Here is a 22,802-nt window from a genome sequence, read left to right as displayed (position 1 = left end):
AGCCCTTACTTGCGCGCGGCGATGGCGATCACCTCGATGCGGTAGGCGGGATCGGCGAGCTCGACCTTGCCGCAGGCACGCGTCGGCGCGTTGCCGGGCACGACCCAGGCATCATAGACCGCGTTCATGGCGTCGAAATCGTCCATGGTCCTGAGCCAGACCTGCACGCTGAGCAGGCGCGACTTGTCGGTACCGGCGCGCGCCAGCATGTCGTCGACTTTACCGAGTGCCTCGCGGGTCTGCAGGGTGATATCGGCGGTCTTGGTGTCCGCCACTTGCCCGGCGAGGAAGACGAGATCGCCGAACACGGAAGCGCGGCTGCGGCGGGCGTTCTGGTCGATGCGGGTGATATCAGACATGGGACGTCCTTGTTACTTGCCGGTGGCGATGATGCGGCGGCAGTGATCCAGCGCGGCGCCGATCAGGTTGTCGCTGGCCTCCGGCGTGCGGAACGCCGAATGCGCCGACAGCGTCACGTTCGGCAGTTTGGTCAGCGGATGTCCGGCTGGCAGCGGCTCGACGGTGAAGACGTCGAGGCCGGCATGGGCGATGTGACCCGAGCGAAGCGCGTCGAGCATCGCGTCTTCATCGACGACGGCGCCACGCGCGGTGTTGATCAGGATGCTGCCTGGACGCATCTGCGCGATACGCTCACGTGACAGAAAACCCTTGGTCTCGTCGTTGAGCAGAAGATGCAGCGAGATGACGTGGCTTTCCGCCAGCAGCTTCTCCAGCGCAACGAACTCGACGCCCGGATGCGTCTTCGGGGTCCTGTTCCAGGCGATCACCTTCATGCCGCAGCCCGCCGCCATGCGGGCTGCTTCCGCAGCGATACCGCCGAAGCCGATCAGGCCGAGCGTCTTCCCGGTGAGCTGGACCGCGTCGCGGCGCAGCCAGTTGCCCTCGCGCATGCCGCGATCCATCTCGCCAAAACTCTTGGCGGAGGCCCACATCAGCGCGATCGCACATTCTGCGACTGCCGTATCGCCATAGCCCTTGATGGTGTGGACGGCGATGCCGCACTCGGCGAGCTCTTCCGGATTCATGTAGCTGCGGGCGCCCGTGCCGAGGAAGACGACGTGCTTCAGCTTGCTGCACTTGGCGGCAATCACTGAAGGCACTGCCGTGTGATCGACGATCATGATCTCGGAATCGCCGAGCAGGCTGGGGAGATCGTCCGGCTTGATGGAGGGGTTGCGGTTGATGCCAACAGCCAGGTTCTGCGAGCGCAGCAGCTTGTCGGTCACCGCCGCCAGGGTGTCGTTTGCATCGACGAACAGAGCGCGCACAGGCCTCTCCTTGAGATCACGAGAAAATTGCATTCAGACTTGTATTCAGATAATCATGCGAATGACAACCTCAATTTTATATAGCTCTGCCAAGATATTGGGCTGATTTCTGCCCTGTCGCACAAATGGTCAGCAATCTAAAATACCGTATTGCATATTATCCTGAATACAGAACTAGTCCAGCGACCGATCCGACCCAAATTCCAGGGAGACAGAGACCATGAATCGCAGGGACGCTCTCACCACCGTGGCGCTGGCAGGCGCAGCGATTGCCGCCGCGAGCAGCCCGGCCAGGGCCGACACCGCACCGACCTCCACGCTCGACCGCATCAAGAAGAATGGCGTGCTGCGCGTTGCCGTCATCGTCGGCCAGGAGCCCTACTTCCATAAGGACCTCGCCACCGGCACGTGGTCGGGCGCCTGCATCGACATGGCCAACGACATCGCCGGCAAGCTCGGCGCCAAGGTCGAGACGCTGGAATCGACCTGGGGCAACCAGATCCTCGACCTCCAGGCCGACAAGGTCGACCTCGCCTTCGCAGTGAACCCGACGCCGGAACGCGCCCTCGTCATCGACTTCCCGACGCCGATCCTGGTGCACTCCTTCACGGTCATCACCAAGAAGGGCTTTGCCAAGCCGCAGACCTGGGCCGAGTTGAACAAGCCCGAGGTCAAGATCGCCGTCGACATCGGCTCGACGCACGAGACCATCGCGCGCCGCTACTGCCCGAAGGCGACCATCCTCGGCTTCAAGAACCGCGACGAGGCGATCCTCGCGGTTGCGACCGGCCGCGCCGACTGCAACGTATCGCTGGCAGTGCTCTCGGTCTCGACCCTGAAGAAGAACCCGAATCTCGGCGATCTCGCGATCCCGCGGCCGCTGCTGACGCTGCCGACCAACATGGGCATCCGCGCCGAGAGCGATCGCCGCTACAAGGACTTCCTCAGCGCCTGGGCCGATTACAACCGCGCGATGGGCCAGACCCGCGAATGGATGCTGAAGGGTTTTGAAGCAGTCGGCCTCACCGCCGAGGACCTTCCGGCCGAAGTGCAGTTCTGACGACCGTTCGACGATGTATGTCTGGGAGTTCGCGGCGCTCAAGCCGTATTGGGGCCTGATCTGGCAAGGGCTCCTGGTCACCTTGTTCTACACGGTGACCACGGTGGTCGCGGGCCTCGCGATCGGACTGGTCGTCGGCATTCTGCGCACGACGGCACCGCGCTGGGTCTCGGTGCCGCTGCGGCTCTATATCGAGGTGTTTCGCTGCACGCCGCTCCTGGTGCAACTCGTCTGGATGTACTACGCCCTGCCCGTCCTGATCGGCGTCGACATGTCGCCGGCGATGGCCTGCTTCATCGCGCTGTCGCTCTATGCCGGCTCGTTCTACGCCGAGATCTTTCGTGGCGGCATCGAGGCCGTCGACGTCGGCCAGTGGGAAGCCGGCCGCGCCATCGGCATGCGGCGCGGCAAGATCTTCCGCCGCATCGTGCTGCCCCAGGCAACCCAGGTGATGATCCCCTCCTTCATCAACCAGACCATCATGCAGCTGAAGAACACCTCGCTGGTGTCGGTGGTCGCGGTCGGGGACCTCCTCTATCAGGGCTCGGTGATCACGGCGACGAGCTACAAGCCGCTTGAGGTCTACACCACGATCGCCGTGCTTTATTTCGTCGTGCTGTTCCCGCTGACGCTGGTCGCCGACCGGGTCGAGCTCAAGCTGGGAGCACATCGATGAGTGCCCTGATCGCAAGCAACATCCACAAGGCGTTCGGCGACCACGAGGTGCTCAAGGGCGTCTCGCTGTCGGTCGAGCGCGGCGAGGTCGTCACGCTGATCGGCGCCTCCGGCTCCGGCAAGTCCACCTTCCTGCGCTGCCTGAACCTGCTCGAAATGCCGCAGCAGGGCGAGCTTGCGATCGGCACGCATCGGTTCGCGTTCGGCAAAGGTCCTCGCGCACCGAAGGACGCGCAACTGGCGCAGCTGCGCGAAAATGTCGGCATGGTGTTCCAGCACTTCAACCTGTTCCCGCACATGTCGGTGCTCGCCAACGTCAAAGAGGGCCCGGTGCAGGTCAAGGGCATGGCACGAAACGAAGCCGACGCGCTCGGCCGCGATCTGCTCGCCAAGGTCGGCCTCGCCGACAAGGCCGACGCTTTCCCGAGCCGCCTGTCCGGCGGCCAGAAGCAGCGCGTCGCGATCGCGCGTGCGCTCGCGATGAAGCCCGAGGTGATGCTGTTCGACGAACCGACCTCCGCGCTCGACCCCGAACTCGTCGGCGAAGTCCTCGCCGTAATCCGCAGCCTCGCCGCCGAAGGCATGACCATGGTGCTAGTGACGCACGAGATGGCCTTCGCCGCCGACGTCTCCACCCGCGTCGGCTTCATGAACGACGGCATCATGGCCGAGATCGGCACGCCCGAGGAAACCATCCGCCGGCCGCGCAGCGAACGGCTGAAGGCGTTCTTGAGCCGGTTTCACGAGACGCATTAGACTGCTGGTGACGACCATCCCGAATCGGTGGGGACAACCATGAAACTCCGCGGCGGCTTCACGAATTACGGCGAGACGATCGGCATCCTGATGCTCGATACCCGCTTCCCGCGCCCGCGCGGCGACATCGGCAACGCGCTCTCCTACGACTTCCCGGTGCGCTACAAGATCGTGCGCGGCGCGCACGCCACCAAGATCATGGGCGATCATCCAGATCCGGCCCTGCTCGAGCCGTTCGTCGCAGCGGCCCGCGAGCTGGAGTCCGAGGGCGTCAAGGCCATCACGACGAGCTGCGGCTTTCTCGCGCCGTTCCAGAAGCAGCTCGCCGCCGCCGTGAACATTCCCGTCTTCACCACGAGCCTGATCCAGGCGCCGCTGATCCACGCCATGCTGCCGCCGGGCAAGGTCATCGGCGTCTTCACCGAACGCGGCCATCACATGAACGACGAGCATTTTCGCGGCGTCGGCTGGTCGCAGAAGCAAATTCCCGTTCATATCCAGGGCATGAAGCCGGATGCGCAGTTTCCAGCGACTTATATTCTCGGCCGCGAGGAACTGGACACCGAGGTGTTGCGCGCCGAGATGATCGAGATGACGCAGGCCTTCATGGCGTCCTGCAAGAATCCCGGCGCGGTCCTGTTCGAGTGCACCAACATGTGCCCGTTCTCGAAGGACGTCGCCGAGGTGTCGGGCCTGCCGGTGTTCGACATCAACACGCTGATCAATCTGTTCTACCGCGCGGCCAATCCGGTGCCGTTCCTGCGCTGATCGCCTTCCGAACGATCAAAGACAATTGAATCTATTTCTGAATCTATTTCGATCGCCCTGAAGGGCGCGGCAAAATCACACACCTTCGTCGTCGTGCGATTTTGCAAATGCCGCGGCGGCGCGGTTTGACAGCATCGCCGCATCAGCGACACGCTGAGCATGCCGGTCTAACAATTCGACGACGCTCGCTGGAGCGTACTCGTTCGACCTCACGTCCCGCAAGGACGCGCGAAAGGACACCGACATGATCGAGCTCACGGTCAATGGGATCAAGCGCCAGGTCGATGTTGTTCCGGAGATGCCGCTGCTCTGGGTGCTCCGCGACGAGCTTGGTATCACCAGTCCCAAATACGGCTGCGGGGTCGCGCAATGCGGCGCCTGCACCGTCCAGATCGAGGGAATGGCGGTCCGGGCCTGTCAGGCGCATATCGGCGAGATCGCAGGCAAGTCGGTCGTCACGCTCGAAGGGCTGGAAAAGCGGGACCAGCACCCGGTTCTGCAGGCCTGGATCGAACATCAGGTTCCACAGTGCGGTTACTGCCAGACCGGGCAGATCATGCAGGCCATCTCGCTTCTCGATCTGATCTCCCAGCCGACCGACGAGGACATCAACGAGGTGATGTCCGGCAATCTCTGCCGTTGCGGAACCTATCCCCGCATTCGGGCGGCGATCCACGCTGCGGCCGCGAAGAAGATGGCGGAGAAGTGAGATGGGCGAGTTGCAGAGGCTGTCCCGCCGCGCATTCGTTTTCGGCTCCGCCGCGGTGGCCGGCGGTGTCGTATTCGGCTCCTACGGCGACGCTGCGCAAGCCGCGACGGACAGTGACAATCCCTTGTCCGCCCGGCTCGGACCGAATTCCGCAAGCTTCAACCCCTGGGTCGAGATCAGCCCGGATAAAATCACGCTGATCGCGCAGCATGCCGACATCGGTCAGGGCGTCGGCTCGATACAGCCGATCATGATCGCCGAAGAGATGGACCTCGATCCCGGCCAGTTCGAAGTTCGCTTCGCCGGCCCGAGCCCCGCCTATTTCAATACGGGCTTTGCGGACGAATTCGCGCCGTTCGTGGCTGCCGACCAAAGTCCGGCCGCCGAGGAAGCGCGCGCCAAGACGCTCGAATGGCTCAGACAGTCGGGCCTGCAGATGACCGGCGGGTCGAGCACGCTGCCGGACACCTACGAAAAGCTGCGCGTTGCCGGCGCGGTCGCGCGCGAGACGCTGAAGGCCGCCGCCGCCAAGCGGTCGGGGGTCGCCGTGGCTGACCTGCGCACCCAATCGGGCCATGTGATCCTGCCCAACGGCACCAAGATCGCCTATGTCGATCTTTCCGCGGATGCCGCAAGAATTCCGCCGGTGCTCGATGCCAAGCCGCGTGATCCGTCGAAATGGCGCTTGCTGGGCAAGCCGATGACGCGCCTCGACATTCGCGCGAAGGTCATGGGCGAGCTGAAGTTCGGCATCGACCTGAAAACGGACGGCATGCTGTATGCCTCCGTCAAGCTGAACCCTGGCAAGGGCCAGCCGCTGAAGTCATACGACGCCAGCAAGGCGCGCGCGATGCCGGGGGTCAGGAAGATCCTCGAAATCAAGAATGGCGTGGCGGTGATCGCCACGAACAGCTGGTACGCCATGAAGGCGGTCGACGCCATCGCTTGCGAGTGGGCGGCCTCGGCCTATCCCGCCGAGCAGGCCGACCATTGGAAGGTGCTGGAATCCTCGTTCAAACCTGAATTCCTCGGCAAGGAGTGGCGGAAGATCGGCGATATCGAAGCCGGCCTGAAGACAGGCAGGCTTGTCGAAGCCGAATATCGCGCGCCCTATGTGGCGCATCAGCCGCTCGAGCCGCTGAACGGGATCGGCCTCGTCACCGACAAGGGGATGGATATCTGGGTCAGCCATCAAAGCCCCCGTTTCGTGCAGTATGTTGCGGCGACAGCGATCGGCCTCAAGCCCGAACAGGTCACCTTCCACAATCAATGGGCCGGCGGAAGTTTTGGCCATCGTCTCGAATACGAGAACGTACGGGTTCTTGCAGAAATCGCAAACCAGATGAAGGGAACACCGATCAAGCTCGTGTTCTCGCGCGAGGAGGATTTCCTGCAGGACATTCCGCGGCAGATTGCGATCGCAAGGCACCGCGGCAGCGTCGACAAGAGCACGATCGTCGCAGCCGATCTGCAACTGGCCTCGACGACGCCGCTCAAGGGGCTGCTCGAGCGTTCGGGCACCCCCTCGAAGGATCCCGACGGGCAATTGGCCGCGGGTCTGTGGAACGTCTATTACGACATCCCCAATTTCCGGGCCACGAGCTACGAGGCCCAGGGATTGTCGCCGAGCACCACGTGGCGGTCGGTCGGCGCCTCCACATCGGGCTTCTTCACCGAAAGCTTCATCGACGAGCTGATCCATGCGGCCGGTCTCGATCCCATGCAGGCGCGCATCGCGATGTGCACCGTGCCGCACTACCGCAAGGTGCTGGAAACGGTCGCGGAGATGTCGGACTGGAAGGGACCGCTCGGCAACGGCAGGGGCCGTGGCGTCGCCTTCGTGGAGTCCTTCGGCACGCCGACCGCCGAAGTCGTCGAGGTCACGAAGACGGAGCGAGGCATCAGGATCGACAAGGTCTGGATCGCGGTCGATGTCGGCAAGGTGGTCGACCCCGTCAATTTCGAAAACCAGGTGCAGGGCGGCGTGATCTGGGGGCTCGGCCACGCCATCAATTGCGAGCTGACTTACGCCAAAGGCGCGGTGCAGCAGACCAACTACAATCATCACGAGGCGATGCGGATCTACCAATGTCCCGTCATCGAGGTTCGCGGGCTCGAGAACGATCCGAAGGTGAGAGGCGTTGGAGAGCCGCCCGTCCCGCCGGCCGCGCCCGCGCTTGCCAATGCGATCTTCGCGGCGACCGGACTGCGCATCCGCGAAATGCCCTTCAACAAGTTCATTGATTTCGTGTGAGGCGGGTCATGAAGAGATCCCTGATTAGGCTCGCCCTCGCCGCTTCGGCCATTGCGGCCCTCACCGGAATTGGCGCGGCCAAGGACGAGGCCAAAAAGGACGCTCTGCCGCCGGGCAGCGTCAGCCGCGCCGAAGGGCTGGAAGCCTGGAAGCGGATCGAAGCGGTGGTGACGCATCCGCGCTGCGCCAACTGTCACGTCGATGCCAGAGCCATTCCGATCTGGACGCCGGCAGGCGAAACCAGGCCGCGCGTGCATGGCATGAACATCCATGGCGGCGACAGCCGCATCGGCGCCGAGAAGATCGCCTGCTCGACCTGTCACATGACCTCCACCCAGGCCAACGAGCCGGCACCATCGCCGCCACGCGCCGGCATCGACTGGCAGCTTGCTCCGGTCGAGTTCATCTGGTTCGGCAAGAGCGGCGCCGAGATCTGTGCACAGCTGAAGGATCCCAAACGCAATGGCGGGCGCGACGCCGTCGGTCTCCTCGAGCATCTCAGGCACGATGCATCGCTGAACGGCTTCATCCCGCGCGGATGGGCGCCCGGAGCGGGTCGTACGACGCCGCCCGGCACGTTTGAGGATCACGTCAAGGACATGGCCATGTGGGGAGCCGCCGGGCAACCCTGCCCAAACTGACAGCGCATGCTGCGACGACGATGCCGAGAGCAGTCGGCTCAGGCGCGGACGCTCTCACCCCGCATTGCGACCGTACCCTGCGTCGCATCTGCTGCCAGAAGCTCCGCCCAGACGCGGAAGCGCGCGCCTTCGTTGAGCGCACAGACTTGGAACGGCTGAGCGAAAATCGCACGAGCCTCCTTGCTCGCACCAAACCTCGGCCAGGCCTCGGCAATATCGGGCCGGCCCGTCGTGACATACCGCAACAGGTCTGCCTGGAACTGCGCGGCGACATCGATGTCGGCAGGTGTCATCGGACCGCCCTTGCGCTTCAGGATCGGGCGATCGATGAAATTCGGCGGATGCGCCCAAAGACAGGCATTATCGGCGCCGTGGGTCGGCCCTTGCGACAGGAACGGCTCCAGCGCCGGGCGATGGTCGAACCGGCTCAGCCACACTGCACCGCCTGCCGCAGCGTGAACCCGCGCGAGGTCCGCCATCGGACGATGCCAGAACGCATCCGACAGCAGCGCTTCGTAGGGATCCTCGTCGCGGCGCGCCGTCGCGCGGTAACAACCAAGCAGGCGCTCCCAACCGGCGTCGCCGAATGCGGCGCGCACATTCCGCTCGGTGGTGCGGATCATCGCGGCGGGCGGGGTGCTCTTCAGGAACATCACCATCTCATCGCGGCAGGAGCCGAGCCAAAGCGGGATGTCGCGCAAGGTCCCGTCGGCAAAGACCTCGCGCGGCTCCCGCGGGATCACGATGCCGTCCAGCACCGGGCCGAACACGGTGCCTGAGGCGGTCTCGTCCGCAAGCCTGCGGCCGACCCGCTCCACCGCCGCAAAGAGCTCTGGCAGCGGCACGGCCGCGATCGCGGCGGGATCACCTGCAAGTTCGAGCTCGTCGAACACACGGCGCGCGACGTCGTCGGCATGATCGGCGCTCATGATGTTGCGCCCGGGCGCGCTGAGCGCGAGGGCGCGGATGAACTTGCCTTTGACCTGTGGCAAGGTTGCGAGCGCGATCACCATGGAGGCGCCGGCCGACTGGCCCGACAGCGTGATCGCATCCGGATCGCCGCCGAAATTCGCGATATTGGCGCGCACCCAGTCGAGCGCAGCGACCGCGTCCGACGTCGCGAGATTGTTCGCCTCGTCGAGCCCATGACGATGCAATTGCAGGAAGCCGAGCGGCCCGAGCCGATAGTTGATGGTGACGATCACGGCCGGCCCGCGCGCGGCAAGGAAAGAGCCGTCATAATCGGCGCCGCCACCGGTGACGAAGGCCCCGCCATGGATGAAGAACAGCACCGGCAGCGGACGATCGGCCCCCGCCGGCGCCCAGATGTTCAGGCTGAGACAGGACACCTCATCCGCGTTGTCGAGATGCCCGGGCTGCGGCGCAAAAGCGCCGTAGTCCGTGCAGCGGCGCGGTTCCGTCCACGAAAGCGGCGGCCTCGCACTGGCGAAGCGCGGCGCGATCGCGAACGGCACGCCCTTGAAGGCACGCATGCCGGCCTGTTCAGAGCCGACGATCGGCCCACTCGTCGTCGGAACTGCATTGGTCAGCATGCGATCGCTATCCTGTTTTTCGCTCAAGCACGTCGCTTGCCGAGATCGGCGATATCCACATTGTGGGTTTCGCGCGCGGTCGCTGCGGCCGCCGCCGAGATCACGCAGCAGCAGGCCACGAAGATCGCGACGGGAATCCAGCCGTTCGGTCCCTCGCCGACCAGGCTCGCGCTCACCAGCGGCGTGAAGCCGGCGGCGAGGAAACCGAGCTGGGTGCCGATCGCGGTGCCGGAATAGCGCACGCGCGCCGCGAACATCTCGGCATAGAAGGACGGCCAGATCGCATTCGGCGCGGCGTAGATTATCCCCGAGAGGATCATCGCAGCGGCGAAGACCGCGATCGTATTTCCCGACGTGATCAGCATGAAATACGGGAACAGCAGCACCGCGCAACCGAGCACGCCGCCGATGAACACTGGTTTGCGACCGATCTTGTCGGCGAGCAGGGCCCAGAACGGCTGCGTGATCAGCGCCGTGACATTGCCGAGCACGCCGGCCCACAGCATGGTCGGGCGCGCGACGCCGAACTTGCTGGTGGCGTAGCCGAGCGCGAACACGGCGGTCATGGTGCTGACGGTGGCGATCAGCGCGCAGGCGATCACGCGCAGCACGTCCGGCCAATAGTCGCGCAGCAACGCGACCACGGGGAAGCGCGCAACCTGCGCCTTGTCCTTGATGTCCTCGAAAACCGGCGTCTCCGGCATGGTCCGCCGCACCAGATAGGCGACGACCAGCACGAAGAACGACAGCAGGAACGGAATGCGCCAGCCCCAGCTCAGGAGCTGGTCTTCCGGCAGGCTCGACACCGGGATGAACACCAGCGTCGCCAGGATCGCGCCGGCCTGTGTGCCGCTCAGGGTCCAGCTCGTGAAGAAGGCGCGGTTGGAATTGGCCGAATGCTCCAGCGTCAGCGAGTTCGCCCCGCTCTGCTCGCCGGCGGCCGAGAGGCCCTGCAACAGGCGAAGCAGGGTCAGGATGACGGGCGCGGCGTTGCCGATCGCCTTGGCATCCGGCAAGAGGCCGATCGCAAGCGTCGAGCCGCCCATCAGCACGAGGGTGAACAGCAGCACCGTCTTGCGGCCGATGCGGTCGCCGAAATGACCGAGGATGACGGCGCCGACGGGACGCGCGACGTAGCCGATGCCAAAAGAGAGCAGCGCGAGCAGCGTCCCGGTCGACGGATCGACATTGGCAAAGAACACTTTTGGAAAGATCAGCGCCGCCGCGGTGCCGTAGATGAAGAAGTCGTAGTATTCGAGCATGCTGCCGACGAAGCTGACGAGCGCGGCGCGCTTGGGCAGCTTGTTCGGCGTGGCCTCCGCGCTGGACGGCGCGTGCAGCGGTGCGGTTGATGTCAACGTCATCTGAATCTCCTCCCCATGTGTCCGGTGCGGTTCGCGTCAGGCTGACCGCCGCGCGCGTTTTTGTGGTTCTGGTTGCCGCAACCTTGGTTTGAAGCCATAATGTACGAACTAGTACGTTTATGCAATACGCATTGGATCAATGCCGCGACAGGTGAAATTTGCCTTCACCTTCAAGGTGATCCGTGGAAACTGGCGGGAGAAACAGCGATGCTCGAGCGCATGCCGCCCCTATCGAAGCGCATCAACGACCCCGAGCGAACCAGGCGCGACATCCTTGAGGTGGCGATGGCCGAATTCGCCTCGGAGGGCTATTCCGGCGCCCGCGTCGATGCGATCGCGGCGCGGACGCGCACGTCGAAACGGATGATCTATTATTATTTCGGCGGCAAGGAGCAGCTCTACCTTGCGGTGCTGGAGGAGGCCTATCGCAGCATCCGCGCGCTGGAGGACCAGCTCGACATCGCCAGTTGCGACGCGCGCGAGGGACTGCGCCGCCTGATCGAGGCGACCTTCGACCATGACGAGCGCAATCCGAATTTCATCCGCCTCGTCAGCATCGAGAACATCCACCACGGCAAGCACCTGAAGCAGAATCTGCAGCTGCGCCAGCTCAATGCCAGCGTGATCGCGACGCTCGACGGCATCCTCAAGCGCGGCCGTGGCGAAGGCGTCTTCCGCAACGACGTGGACGCCATCGACCTGCACCTCGCCATCTCCTCCTACTGCTTCTTCCGCGTCGCCAACCGCCACACTTTCGGCGCCCTGTTCGACCGCGACCTCAGCGAGCCCAGGGTGCTCGCGAAGAGCCGCACGCAGATCGTAGAGATGATCCTGGCGTGGCTGGGGAAGCAGAATTAGTAGCCCTCACCCACTCTTCTTCTGCCGCGCGCTCGCCAGCAGCACCAGCATGAACGAGGCCGCCGTCATCAGCGTCGAGATCGCGGCGATGGTCGGATCGATCTCGTCGCGGAGCGCGGTGAACATGCGCTTGGTCAGCGGCTGATACTGGCCGCCGGAGATGAACAGCGCGACGATGGTCTCGTCCATCGCCGAGATGAAGGCGAAGATGCCGCCGGCGACCACGCTGGACTTGATCTGCGGCAGCGTGACCGCAAAGAAGCTGCGCAGGCGGTTCATGCCGAGGCTGCGCGCCACCATTTCCTGCGCCGGATCGAAGCTCTGCAAGCCCGCCAGCACGGAGATGATGACGTAGGGCAGGCCCAGCATCACGTTGGCGAGCACGAGGCCCGGCAGGGTCGCGACCAGGCCGACCTTGGCATAGACGAAGAAGATGCCGACCGCGGTGATGATGATCGGCACCACCAGCGGCAACAACAGCATCATGTGGATCAACCGCATGATGCGCAGCTTCGACTGGCTGATCGCATAGGCGGCCGCAACCCCGAGCGGCGTGGCGATCAGAACGGTCAGGAGCGCAACCGTCAGCGTCACCCGCGTCGCCTGCATCCAGGCCGGATTGGAAAAATACTGCTGATACCAGCGCAGCGACAGCGACGGCGGCGGGAAGGTCAGGAAGCGCGCGCTGGAGAACGAGATCGGCGCGATGATCAGCACCGGCAGGATCAGATAGACCAGCACCAGCGCGCTGACGACATAGAGAGCGATCCGGGCGGGCGACACTCGCATCATTTCTGCCCCAGGATACGATCGAGCGAGATGAAGCGGCTGACGGCGACAAAGATCAGGAGCACGCTGACGAGCAGCACGACGGCGACCGCGCTCGCAGCCCCGAACTGGTTGTAGAGCTCGACGTTGCGGCTCACCAGCATCGACACCATCACCGTACGGCCGCCGCCGAGCAGTTCCGGCGTGATGTAGAAGCCGAGGCAGAGCACGAACACCATGGTGCAGCCCGCGAGCACGCCCGGCAGCGACAGCGGCAGGAAGACGCGGGCGAAGGTGAGCGACGGGCTCGCACCCAGGCTGGCGCCGGCCTGCATCAAATCGCCCGGAATCTTCTGCATGGTGGCGTAGAGCGGCAGCACCATGAATGGCAGCAGGATGTGCACGGTCGCCACCACCGTGCCGAAGGTGTTGTGGACCAGCGCGAGCGGCTCGGAGATCACATCGAGATAACGCAACAGCTGGTTGATCACGCCGGTGCGCTGGAGCAGCGCCAGCCACGCATAGGCCCGCACCAGCACGCTGGTCCAGAACGGCAGCACGACCAGCGCAAGGATCAGGATGCTCCACCCCTTCGGCACGGAATTGGCGAGATAGGCGACGGGATAACCGAGCAACAGCGCGATCAACGTGACCGCGAGGCTGATCTCGAAGGTCAGCGCAAAGCTGCGCCAGTAGATGTCTTCGGTGAAGATGCGGCGATAGTTCTCCAGCGTGAAGCCGTCATGGTAGATCGACTGCCAGGCCAGCCAGCCGACCGGCAGCACGATCAGCAGCAGGATCACGAGCAGCGCCGGCGACACCAATGCCAGCATCAGCCAGTGCTCACGGCGCTGATGCTTTTGGGAGGGATCTGGCACGGATGTCGTCAACGCGGCCTCGCTTCGCTTACTTCTGCATGAACGACGCCCAGCGCTTCTCGGCCGCCTCGCCGGCGGGCGAGGACCACCAGGCGTAGGACATCAGCGCCTGCTTGGCCGCATTGGCCGGCTCGCTCGGCAATTGCGCGGCGCGCTCGGGCTTGATCACGTTGGTCTCGAACGCCTTGGGATTGCCCGGACCATAGTCGATCTGCAGCGGCAGATTGGCCTGGTGCACGGGATCGACGGCCTCGTTGAGGAACTTCACGGCGGTGTCGAGGTTCGGCGCACCCTTGAGGATGCAGAGCGAGGTGCTCTGCAGGATACCCTGATTGTAGGTGAAAGCGACCTTCGCGCCCTCTTTCGCGACGGCGCTGACACGGCCGTTCCAGGCCATCTCCATGTCGACCTCGCCGTCGTTGAGCAACTGCGCCGACTGCGCACCGGAGGTCCACCACACCGTGATATTCGGCTTGATCTCTTCCAGCTTCTTGAAGGCGCGATCGACGTCGAGCGGATAGAGCTTGTCGGGCGCGACGCCGTCGGCCATCAGCGCCGCCTCGAGCGTGGCGATCGGGTGGTTGCGCAGGGCGCGGCGGCCGGGGAATTTCTTGACGTCCCAGAAGTCGACCCAGCTGTTCGGCGCATCCTTCGGGAAGGTTTTCTGGCTGTAGGCCAGCACGCTGGAATAGAACTCGTAGGACACCGAATAGGGGCTGCGATACGCCTCCGGCATCGCCGCCGCGTTCGGGATTTTCGAGAAGTCGAGCTTCTCGATCAGCCCTTGCTCGCCGCCGCGCAGGCAATAGCCGGTCGGGGTGTCGACGACGTCCCAGATCGGCTTGCCGCTGCCGACCTGGGTCTTGATCGCGGGCCAGGCGTCGGGAATCGAGTCCTGGTTGATGGTGATGCCGAGCTTCTTGGCGGAGGGATCGAGGATCGCCACCGTCTGTGCCTGCTGATAGGCTCCGCCTTGCGAGACGAAGGTGATCTGCTCGGCCGCATGGGCCGCAGTGCCACCGAGCGCGATCGCGCCCAGCAGGGTGTAGCCAAACCCAGAATTCCGCTTCATCGTCATCCTCGCCTCCTCCAAATAAATCTCATTGACCGATCGCATCGAGAAACTGGTACCAGCCGGCGACCATGCGCACGGCGGGCTCGCGCAGCGGATAGAACGGAATGGCCTTCAGGCGCCGCGCATCGAGCAGCCCGACCTCGGGCGTCTCGCCGCGCGCGAAGGCGGCAAGATAGCGGCCCATCAGGCTCGACATCGCCACACCCGCGCCGTTGTAGCCCATCGAGAACAGCGTGCGGTCGTCGAGCCGGCCGATATGCGGCACGGAGTCCAGCGTCATGCCGACCAGGCCCGACCATTTGTATGCGAGCGGCACATCCGCGAGGTCCGGAAAAATGCCGACCATCGCCTTGCGCAGCGCATCGAAGGCAGCTTCGGAATCCTGCTTGCCGAAGGCGCCGCGGCCACCGAAGATGACGCGATTGTCGACCATGCGGAACCAGCGCATCATGCGCTTGGTCTCGGTATAGGTGCGCCCGGTCGGCATCAGGCGACCGGCGAGATTGCGCGGCAGCTGCTCGGTCGCGACCATGGCGCTGCGGAACGGGATCAGCGTCCGCTGCATATGCGCGGTCGCACCGGTCAGATCCGAATAGCTGTTGCTAGCGATGATCGCCTGCTTCGCCCGCACCGCGCCCTGTGGCGTTTCGGCGACGATGCCGTCGTTCTCGCGCCGGAGCTTGATCACCGGCGACTCCTGGAAGATCGGAACGCCGCGACGCGCCACGCCATCGGCGAGGCCGCGCAGATAGTTCAGCGGATGGATGCCACCAGAACCGGGATTGAGCACGCCGCCGACGAAGATGTCGGAGCCGGTCTCCTCGCGCACCTCGCGCTTGTCGAGGATGCGGACTTCCGCATCGCCCATCTCGCGCTTCATCCAGTTGGCCTCGTCGATCGCGGCCTTCAGCGTCGTCTCGTTGTGCGCGGCCTTGACCTGACCGGTGCGCGTCAGCGCTGCGCTGGTGATGCCGAATTCGGAGACGAGCTCCTCGACCATGTCGGTGGATTCATGCGCGATCCCGTACATGCGCTGCGCCATGGCGCGGCCGTGCACGGCATCGATCTCGCGGAATGACAGGCGGAATTTCGCTGTGATCACGCCGCCATTGCGGCCGCTCGCGCCCCAGCCGGGCCGGTTGGCCTCGAGCACGACCGGCGCGAGCCCGCTCCTGGTAATGTGGTGCGCCGCGGACAGGCCGGTATAGCCCGCACCGATGATCACCACATCCGCTTGTTTCTCGCCCGACAGCACGGGAAACGCGCGCGCCGGCTCCGCCGTGGCTTCCCACAGCGAGTTGGCCGATGGCAGCGCGCTCCAGTCCCGTGTCATGCCCGTGCTCACCGATTACGCCGCCGGCCCGATGGCCGCGTCAGCGAGCGCCTTCAGCGTCGAAAAGTGGAAATCCGGCTTGGTCAGCTTCTCGACGGCAGGCGTGCCGCCGAAGCCCGCCATGCCCTGGCGCCGCTCGATCCAGCACACCTTGTAGCCGAGCTTCCGCGCGATCCCGATGTCGTGGTGCTGGCTCTGCGCGACGTGCAGGATGTCGGATTGCTTGTAGCCGAAGGCGGACTGACGACCTTTGTTGTAGGCGAAGAACTCCGGATTGGGCTTTGCAACGCCGGTCTCGTCGGCGCAGACGGTGTCATCGAAGGGATCGCCGAGCGCATGCGCGTAACATGAGAGCGCGACGCGGTCGGCATTGGTCATGGCGACCAGGCGGAATTTCGTGCGCAGACGCTTCAACGCCTCGACCGAGTCCGGGAACGGTCCCCAGCGCAACACCGAGAGCTGGAACATGTCGCACGCTGCATCGTCCGCCGGAAGCCCGAGCTCCTTGGCGAGGTAGCGATAGACGTGGAACATCACCTCGCTCGAGCGCTCATAATGCCGGTCGCGGCCGCGCTTGTAGGATTCGAAAATCTTGTCGTCGCTGAGCTCGGCCGGCGACTTGCCCGAGATCCTGCGCACCGCGGAGAGCACGCCGGTCTCGAAATCGATCAAGGTGCCGACGACATCGAAGGTGAGGACCTTGAAATTGCTGAACGAGGCTGCTGACGACATTTGCGCTTCTTCTCTCGGGTTGGACAAGGCTTAGGTTCCCCCGGGCACGATGATGGTGTCCTCGGGGTGAAGGGTGACGGTGAGACTGCCGCCGAGCGGCGGAATGCGGCTATAGGCCTGGTGATAGCTTGGCTGGCGCAGGCTGAGCGCGACGCCGCCTTCGAGCGCGAGGAAGATGCGCAGGCTCTCGCCCTGATAGACGATGTCGGTGACGGTGCCGGTCAACCGGTTGCAGGCGATATCCTGCGAGTCGTCGTCGATCAGCAGCTTCTCGCTGTGCACGGCCAGCATCAGGGCATCGCCGTCGGGAATGGCGCGGGCGCTGCGCAGAAGAGCGTTGCCGAGCGCGACGCTGGAGGCATCGACGCGGCGGACGGGCAGCATCGTCGCCTCGCCGATGAAGCTCGCGACGAAGGAATCTGCGGGGTAATCGTGCAGGCGCGCCGGCGCGTCGATCTGGATCAGCCTGCCGTCCTTCATCACGGCGACGCGGTCGCTCATGGTCAGCGCCTCGCGCTGGTCATGGGTGACGTAGATGATGGTGGCGCCGATGCGCTTGTGCAGCGCGCGCAGCTCGATCTGCATGGATTCGCGGAGCTGCTTGTCGAGCGCGGAGAGCGGCTCGTCCATCAGGATCAGGCGCGGCTCGAAGATCATGGCGCGCGCCAGCGCCACGCGCTGGCGCTGGCCGCCGGAGAGCTGCGCGATGCCGCGCTCCTCGTAGCCGGCGAGACCGACCATCGCCAGCGCGGCGCGCACCTTGTCCGGCCAGATCGCCTTCGGCAGGCGCCGTGCGCGCAACGGAAAGGCGACGTTCTCGCCGACGCTCATGTGGGGGAACAGCGCGTAGTTCTGGAACACGACGCCGATGTCGCGCTTGTGCGGAGGCATCCAGGTGACATCTCGGCCGCCGAAATGGATCGAGCCGGACGATGGCAGGATGAAACCGCCCAAAATGCCGAGCAGCGTGGTCTTGCCGGAACCGGAGGGGCCGAGCAGCGAGACGAACTCGCCGGCGCCGACATTGAGGGACACGTCGTCGAGGGCGCGAACCGCGCCGTAAGCCTTGCTCGCGGACCTGATCTCGACGCTTTCCGCTCGTTTGTCCAACGATCGACCCCGTCTGTGTCCTGCAACAGCGTGCCTCACTGCACGCCATAAGCCTGCTTTATAGACAGGGATTCGGAGCAATCCGGATCGCAGCGTGCGCTGCAACCAATCTTTGCTCCAAGACCCTGTCTTTATGCTGTCATGCCAATGACACCAGACTTGGCAGAACTCGGCAATTGCCAAATTCTTACCAGGCTCATAACATGGCGTTATGCCCGAGCTGCGCCGGATGCTGCCCTCAAGTAACGCTCTGTTCGTCTTCGACGCAGCAGCGCGCAACGGCAGCTTCACGGCCGCTGCGGCTGAATTGAACGTCACGCAACCGGCGGTGAGCCGCATGCTCGGCCAGTTCGAGGATCATCTTGGCGTACGCCTGTTCGACCGCAAAGCGGGACGCGCGGTGCTCACCGAGGAAGGCGAGTTGCTCTATCGGCGCGTGCTCGACGGTTTTCGCAGCATCGAAACCGGGCTGATCGAGATCGAGCGCCGCCGCAAGGGCACCGAGACGGTGACGCTCTCGGTCTCCTCCGCCTTCACCACGCATTGGCTGATGCCGCGGATCGACAAGCTTCAGAAACAGTTTCCGCAGGTCGATCTGCGCTTCCAGCTCATCTCGGGCGCGCTGCGCGGACCGGTGGAGAATGTCGATCTCGGCATGCGCTTCCGCGATCGCGAAGAACCGTCTTCGGGCGGCACATTGGTGATGAAAGAGGTGATGCTGCCGGTGTGCAGCCCTGCCTATCTCGGCGAGACCGGGCCTGCCGAGGGCAACACCATCATCCGCCTTGCCGACACGCCCGGCGACTGGGCGGCGGATTATTCATCGTTCCTCACCCGGCGGCGTGGCGCGGCCAAGGCGCTGAGCTTTACCGATTATGCCGTCGTGGTGCAGGCCGCCCTGCTCGGCCAGGGCATCGCGCTCGGCTGGCTGACGGTTGCCTCGCATTGGCTGTTGACCGGCGCGCTGGTGCCGGCATCCAACGCGCTCACCACCACGCGGCGCATCTGCGAGTTCCTGCCGCCGCGCAACCGGCCGATGCGCCCCATCGCCGCCGAAATCCGCGACTGGATCACCGCGCAGATGCAAAGCGAGATCGCCGCGATCGACCGGCTCCATCCGAAACTCGGTGCGATGGCGGCGTGCTATTGAGCGAGCGGGAGGTGTTTGGAGTGGGGCACCTCTCCCTCCACGTCACTGCGAGCGCAGCGACTTGTCCGCCGAAGCCTTGGCGAAGGCGGAAGCAACCCAGAGTCTTTCCGCGGAGGGATTCTGGATTGCTTCGCTGCGCTCGCAATGACGGGTGGATAGAGCGCCGTCCCTACCGATGTTCGATTGCGCGGATCGCACCGCGCAGCTCGGCGAGGCCGCGGAGGCGGCCGATCGCGGTGTAGCCGGGATTGGTGCGCTTGGTGGCGGCGAGGTCGTCGAGCATGCGGTGGCCGTGGTCGGGCCGGAACACGATCCGCTTGTCGGGCGAACGCCGCGCGTTCTCCTTCAGCAGTGCCTTGAGCACTGCGACCATGTCGACGTCACCGTCCAGATGATCGGACTCGTAGAACGACAGGCCATCCGCCTCGCGCTTGGTCGCGCGCAGATGCGCAAAGGCAATGCGCGGGCCGAAGCGCTCGGCCATGGCAGGCAGGTTGTTCTCGGCGCGCACGCCGAGCGAGCCGGTGCACAGGCAGATGCCGTTGGCCTTGGACGGCACGGCGTCGAACAGCGCCCGATAGTCGTCGGCGCTGGAGGCGACGCGCGGCAGGCCGAACAGCGGGCGCGGCGGATCGTCCGGGTGCAGCGTCAGCGAGACGCCGAGTTGCTCGGCGACCGGCGCAACGCGCGCGAGGAATTCGGCGAGATGCTGCCGCAGGATTTTTGGCGTGATGTCGCGATACGTTTCAAGCCGGTCGCGGAACTGCGGGATCGTCATCGGCTCGGTGGTCGAGCCCGGCAGCGCGCTGGCGATGACCATGACGAGATAGTCGATGTCGACCTCGTTCATCCCGTCGAACAGCTTTTTCGCGCGCGCCTGCTGCTCGGGCGAGTATTCCTCGAGTGCCGCGGGACGCTTCAGGATGTGCAGCTCGAACGCGGCAAAGCGATCCTGGTCGAAACGCATGGCGCGGGCGCCGTTCGGCAGCTCCCATTCCAGATCGGTGCGGCACCAGTCGACCACCGGCATGAAATTGTAGCAGATGATCTTGATGCCGGAGGCCGCCACGGCTTCAAGGCTCGCGATCCACGCCTCGATCGACTTTGTAGCCTTGCCCCCGAGACGCTTGACGTCGTCGGGGATCGGAATCGATTCCACCACCGACCAGGTCAGTTGCGAGCGGCCGGGCTGGCCGCGCTCAATGAAATTCTTGCGCTCCTCGACCGCCTTGCGCGTCCAGGCCTCCCCGATCGGCACCTGATGCAGCGCCGAGACGATATCGGTCGCACCGGCCTGCCTAACATCGTCGAGCGACACGGGATCATCGGGCCCGTACCAGCGCCATCCCTCTAGCATCATCGAAATTCTCCCGGGTCAGTTCGCCGTCAGCACCACCTTGACGCTCTGCGAGCGGTCGAGCGCCAGCCGCAGCGCGTCGGGCGCGGTCGACAGCGGCCGCTCGGCGGTGACCAGCGACAGCACGTCGACGCTGCCGGCTCCGATCAGTTCCACCGCGTTCAAGAATTCGAAGCCGAAGCGGAATGAGCCACGCAGGTCGATTTCCTTCGCCATCACCGCGTTGGCCGGCACCGGAATCTGGCCGCCCGGCAGATTGCCGATCTGCACCACGATGCCGCCACGCCGGATGATGCCGATGGCGCTGGCAAGGCCCGCGGCCGTGCCCGAGACCTCGAAAGCGACGTCATAGGGCCGCGAAGCAGCCTGCGCCTTGAGGCCCTCCTCGCCGCTTGCGACGTTCTCGACATGAGAGGCGCCGAGCCGGCTAGCAAAGGCCAGCGGCGCCGGCGCGATGTCGGCGACCGTGATGTCAGTCATGCCGGCGCGGTGCGCAGCCAGCATGGTCAGAAGCCCGATCGGACCGGCACCGAAGATGATGCCGCGCTTGCCCTCGATGTTGCCGGCACGCGCGACCGCGTGCAGACAGACCGCAAGCGGCTCGGCGAGCGCCGCGGCCTGATAGGACACATGATCCGGGATCTTCACGCACTGGGCCGGGATCGCGTCGAAATAATTGGCAAAGCCCCCCTGCATGTGCGGCGTCTTCGAGGCCGAACCCATGAAGTAGATGTTCTCGCAGAGGTTCGGCCGGCCTTCGCGGCAGGCGACGCAATGGCCGCACCAGCGCGACGGATTGACGGCAACGCGGTCGCCGACCTTCAAATTGGCGGCGGAGCCGGATATCTCCACGACCTCGCCAGAGATCTCATGGCCCAGCACCAGCGGCGACTTCACCACGAAATCACCGGTCCGGGCATGACGGAAGTAATGCATGTCCGAGCCGCAGATGCCGCCGGCGCCGAAGCGGATACGCACCATGCCGCCTGCGAGCTTGTCGAGCGGATGCTCGATCATGCGCAGGTCTTCGGGCCCGAACAGGGTAGCGGCGAGAGCCGTGGAGGTCATTTGGAGAGTCCCATGTATTTAGGCAGCCAGAGGGTCAGTTCGGGGATGTAGGTGATCGCGATCAGCGCGAGCATCAGCGGCACCAGCCAGGGCAGGATCGCGACCGTGGTGCGCTCGACCGAGAGCTTTGCCACGCGGGCGAGCACGAACAGCACCATCCCGAGCGGCGGATGCAGCAGGCCGATCATCAGGTTCAGCGTCATGATCAGGCCGAAATGGATCGGATCGATGCCAAGCTTGAGCACGATCGGCAGCAGGATCGGCACCAGGATGGTGATCGCCGCCGTGGTGTCGATGAAGCAGCCGACGAACAGGATCAGGACGTTGGCAAGCGCCAGGAACACCCATTTGTTGTGGGTGATGCTGAGCATCCAGTCCGACAGCAATTGGGCCGCCTGCGACACCGTGAGCAGCCACGCGAAGATCGAGGCTGCCGTGACGATGAACAGCACCGAGGCCGTGGTCTCGATGGTGTCGAAGGTCGCCTTGGCCACCGTCTTCAGCGTCATGGTGCGGTAGCGGATGAGGCCGAGGAACAGCGACCAAATCACGGCGGCGACCGCGGCCTCCGTCGGCGTGAACCAGCCGAGCGTCATGCCGCCGATCAGGATCACCGGCGCCATCAGCGCCATCACCGCGGAGAAGTCGAAGTACCAGTCGATCGCGAGCAGCACGCCGAGGCCGATGACGACCGCCATGTTGGTCGACATGCCGGCAACCACCATCAGCCAGATCGCAAGCGGGAAAGCCAGGACGATGGCGATCTCGAGGCCGGCCGAGCCGAGCTGCGGCCAGGAGAACGGGGTGTCGCTGCCCCATTTGTTCTTGTGGGCGAAATAAGTGACGGTCGCCATCATCAGCAGGGTCAGGACGACGCCGGGAATGACGCCGCCCAAAAACAGCGCACCGATCGAGACGTTCGCCATCATGCCGTAGATCACGAAAGGCAGTGACGGCGGGATGATCGGACCGAGCGTCGCGGAGGCCGCGGTGACGCCGACCGAGAACTCGATGGTGTAGCCGTGGTCCTTCATCGCCTTGATCTCGATGGTGCCGAGACCGGCGGCGTCCGCGATCGCGGTGCCGGACATGCCGGAGAAGATCACCGAGCCGATGATGTTGACGTGACCGAGGCCGCCGCGCATCCAGCCGACCAGCGCGACCGCGAATTTGTAGATGCGGCCGGTCACGCCGGCGATGTTCATGAGGTTGCCGGCCAGGATGAAGAACGGCACAGCGAGCAACGGAAAGCTCTCGACGCCGGCAATCATGCGCTGCGCCAGCGTGACGTCGGGCGTCACCCCGCTGACGAGGATGTAGAGCAGCGACGACGAGGCCATGGCGATCGCCACGGGTACGCCGAGCAGCATCAGGATGAGGAAGCCTCCAAGCAACAGCAGCATG

The 22,802-nt window shown here is 64.7% G+C and carries 22 protein-coding genes; 9 read left to right on the top strand and 13 right to left on the bottom strand.

Annotated elements, in window-relative coordinates:
• Positions 1 to 5: 5 nt before the first annotated feature.
• Both NR187_RS04755 and NR187_RS04750 read right to left on the bottom strand, forming a co-directional pair.
• A complete protein-coding gene (locus NR187_RS04755; protein WP_211384253.1) occupies positions 6 to 359 on the bottom strand; it encodes a RidA family protein in 354 nt (117 codons plus the stop codon).
• Between the two features lie 12 nt (positions 360 to 371).
• A complete protein-coding gene (locus NR187_RS04750) occupies positions 372 to 1,289 on the bottom strand; it encodes an NAD(P)-dependent oxidoreductase (protein WP_211384252.1) in 918 nt (305 codons plus the stop codon).
• Positions 1,290 to 1,509: 220 nt separating this feature from the next.
• Between NR187_RS04750 and NR187_RS04745 the strand changes: the two genes are divergently transcribed.
• The 7 genes from NR187_RS04745 (at position 1,510) to NR187_RS04715 (ending at position 8,152) form a co-directional block, all read left to right on the top strand.
• Positions 1,510 to 2,349: a transporter substrate-binding domain-containing protein gene (locus tag NR187_RS04745; protein WP_256805865.1), complete on the top strand. Its 840-nt coding sequence runs from the start codon at positions 1,510 to 1,512 to the stop codon at positions 2,347 to 2,349.
• Positions 2,350 to 2,362: 13 nt separating this feature from the next.
• Positions 2,363 to 3,025 carry an amino acid ABC transporter permease gene (locus NR187_RS04740; RefSeq protein ID WP_211384250.1) on the top strand — a complete coding sequence of 221 codons (663 nt, stop codon included), beginning with the start codon at positions 2,363 to 2,365 and terminating at the stop codon, positions 3,023 to 3,025.
• Positions 3,022 to 3,780, top strand: coding sequence for an amino acid ABC transporter ATP-binding protein (locus tag NR187_RS04735; RefSeq protein ID WP_256805864.1), 759 nt, complete (start codon positions 3,022 to 3,024; stop codon positions 3,778 to 3,780). Before NR187_RS04740 ends, NR187_RS04735 begins: the two co-directional genes overlap by 4 nt.
• Before the next feature lie 39 nt (positions 3,781 to 3,819).
• A complete protein-coding gene (locus NR187_RS04730) occupies positions 3,820 to 4,548 on the top strand; it encodes an aspartate/glutamate racemase family protein (RefSeq protein WP_256805863.1) in 729 nt (242 codons plus the stop codon).
• Positions 4,549 to 4,792: 244 nt separating this feature from the next.
• Complete coding sequence (locus NR187_RS04725; protein WP_211384247.1) at positions 4,793 to 5,257, top strand: (2Fe-2S)-binding protein; 465 nt, start codon at positions 4,793 to 4,795, stop codon at positions 5,255 to 5,257.
• A gap of 1 nt (position 5,258) precedes the next feature.
• Complete coding sequence (locus tag NR187_RS04720; protein ID WP_256805862.1) at positions 5,259 to 7,511, top strand: xanthine dehydrogenase family protein molybdopterin-binding subunit; 2,253 nt, start codon at positions 5,259 to 5,261, stop codon at positions 7,509 to 7,511.
• An 8-nt stretch (positions 7,512 to 7,519) separates the two neighbouring features.
• Positions 7,520 to 8,152 carry a hypothetical protein gene (locus NR187_RS04715; protein ID WP_211384245.1) on the top strand — a complete coding sequence of 211 codons (633 nt, stop codon included), beginning with the start codon at positions 7,520 to 7,522 and terminating at the stop codon, positions 8,150 to 8,152.
• A 38-nt stretch (positions 8,153 to 8,190) separates the two neighbouring features.
• Here the strand turns inward: NR187_RS04715 and NR187_RS04710 are convergent, their stop codons facing one another.
• Complete coding sequence (locus tag NR187_RS04710) at positions 8,191 to 9,705, bottom strand: carboxylesterase family protein (RefSeq protein ID WP_256805860.1); 1,515 nt, start codon at positions 9,703 to 9,705, stop codon at positions 8,191 to 8,193.
• Positions 9,706 to 9,728: 23 nt separating this feature from the next.
• Complete coding sequence (locus NR187_RS04705; RefSeq protein ID WP_256805859.1) at positions 9,729 to 11,069, bottom strand: MFS transporter; 1,341 nt, start codon at positions 11,067 to 11,069, stop codon at positions 9,729 to 9,731.
• A gap of 207 nt (positions 11,070 to 11,276) precedes the next feature.
• On the opposite strand from NR187_RS04705, the gene NR187_RS04700 reads away from it, so the two are divergent.
• Positions 11,277 to 11,927 carry a TetR/AcrR family transcriptional regulator gene (locus NR187_RS04700; protein WP_256805858.1) on the top strand — a complete coding sequence of 217 codons (651 nt, stop codon included), beginning with the start codon at positions 11,277 to 11,279 and terminating at the stop codon, positions 11,925 to 11,927.
• Between the two features lie 6 nt (positions 11,928 to 11,933).
• Here the strand turns inward: NR187_RS04700 and NR187_RS04695 are convergent, their stop codons facing one another.
• From NR187_RS04695 to NR187_RS04670, 6 genes are all read right to left on the bottom strand, one after another.
• Positions 11,934 to 12,719: an ABC transporter permease gene (locus NR187_RS04695; protein ID WP_211384241.1), complete on the bottom strand. Its 786-nt coding sequence runs from the start codon at positions 12,717 to 12,719 to the stop codon at positions 11,934 to 11,936.
• Positions 12,716 to 13,528, bottom strand: coding sequence for an ABC transporter permease (locus NR187_RS04690; RefSeq protein ID WP_211384240.1), 813 nt, complete (start codon positions 13,526 to 13,528; stop codon positions 12,716 to 12,718). The genes NR187_RS04695 and NR187_RS04690 overlap by 4 nt, the downstream gene beginning before the upstream one ends.
• Before the next feature lie 73 nt (positions 13,529 to 13,601).
• Positions 13,602 to 14,651, bottom strand: coding sequence for an ABC transporter substrate-binding protein (locus tag NR187_RS04685; protein WP_211384239.1), 1,050 nt, complete (start codon positions 14,649 to 14,651; stop codon positions 13,602 to 13,604).
• Positions 14,652 to 14,673: 22 nt separating this feature from the next.
• The gene (locus NR187_RS04680; protein ID WP_256805856.1) at positions 14,674 to 15,981 is read right to left on the bottom strand and encodes an FAD-binding oxidoreductase; all 1,308 of its coding nucleotides are present in this window, start codon (positions 15,979 to 15,981) and stop codon (positions 14,674 to 14,676) included.
• Positions 15,982 to 15,996: 15 nt separating this feature from the next.
• Positions 15,997 to 16,713, bottom strand: a complete 717-nt coding sequence (locus NR187_RS04675) for an HAD family hydrolase (protein ID WP_256805855.1) — start codon at positions 16,711 to 16,713, stop codon at positions 15,997 to 15,999.
• Positions 16,714 to 16,743: 30 nt separating this feature from the next.
• The gene (locus NR187_RS04670) at positions 16,744 to 17,823 is read right to left on the bottom strand and encodes an ABC transporter ATP-binding protein (protein WP_256805854.1); all 1,080 of its coding nucleotides are present in this window, start codon (positions 17,821 to 17,823) and stop codon (positions 16,744 to 16,746) included.
• Positions 17,824 to 18,034: 211 nt separating this feature from the next.
• Between NR187_RS04670 and NR187_RS04665 the strand changes: the two genes are divergently transcribed.
• On the top strand, positions 18,035 to 18,973 hold the full coding sequence (locus tag NR187_RS04665) for a LysR family transcriptional regulator (protein ID WP_256805853.1): 939 nt from the start codon (positions 18,035 to 18,037) through the stop codon (positions 18,971 to 18,973).
• Between the two features lie 169 nt (positions 18,974 to 19,142).
• Here NR187_RS04665 and uxuA read toward each other — a convergent pair whose 3' ends face one another.
• From uxuA to NR187_RS04650, 3 genes are read right to left on the bottom strand one after another with little or no spacing between them, the layout of a single operon-like run.
• Positions 19,143 to 20,330, bottom strand: coding sequence for a mannonate dehydratase (gene uxuA, locus NR187_RS04660; protein WP_256806205.1), 1,188 nt, complete (start codon positions 20,328 to 20,330; stop codon positions 19,143 to 19,145).
• 18 nt (positions 20,331 to 20,348) lie between these two features.
• A complete protein-coding gene (locus NR187_RS04655) occupies positions 20,349 to 21,398 on the bottom strand; it encodes an L-idonate 5-dehydrogenase (RefSeq protein WP_211384234.1) in 1,050 nt (349 codons plus the stop codon).
• Complete coding sequence (locus NR187_RS04650) at positions 21,395 to 22,801, bottom strand: TRAP transporter large permease (protein WP_256805852.1); 1,407 nt, start codon at positions 22,799 to 22,801, stop codon at positions 21,395 to 21,397. The genes NR187_RS04655 and NR187_RS04650 overlap by 4 nt, the downstream gene beginning before the upstream one ends.
• Between the last annotated feature and the right edge of the window lies 1 nt (position 22,802).

It is taken from the genome of Bradyrhizobium sp. Bra64 (assembly GCF_024519875.1).
GTDB classification, from domain to species: Bacteria; Pseudomonadota; Alphaproteobacteria; order Rhizobiales; family Xanthobacteraceae; genus Bradyrhizobium; species Bradyrhizobium japonicum_G.
Note: the sequence above shows the minus strand (reverse complement) of the source record. Positions and strands in the feature narration are given on the sequence as shown.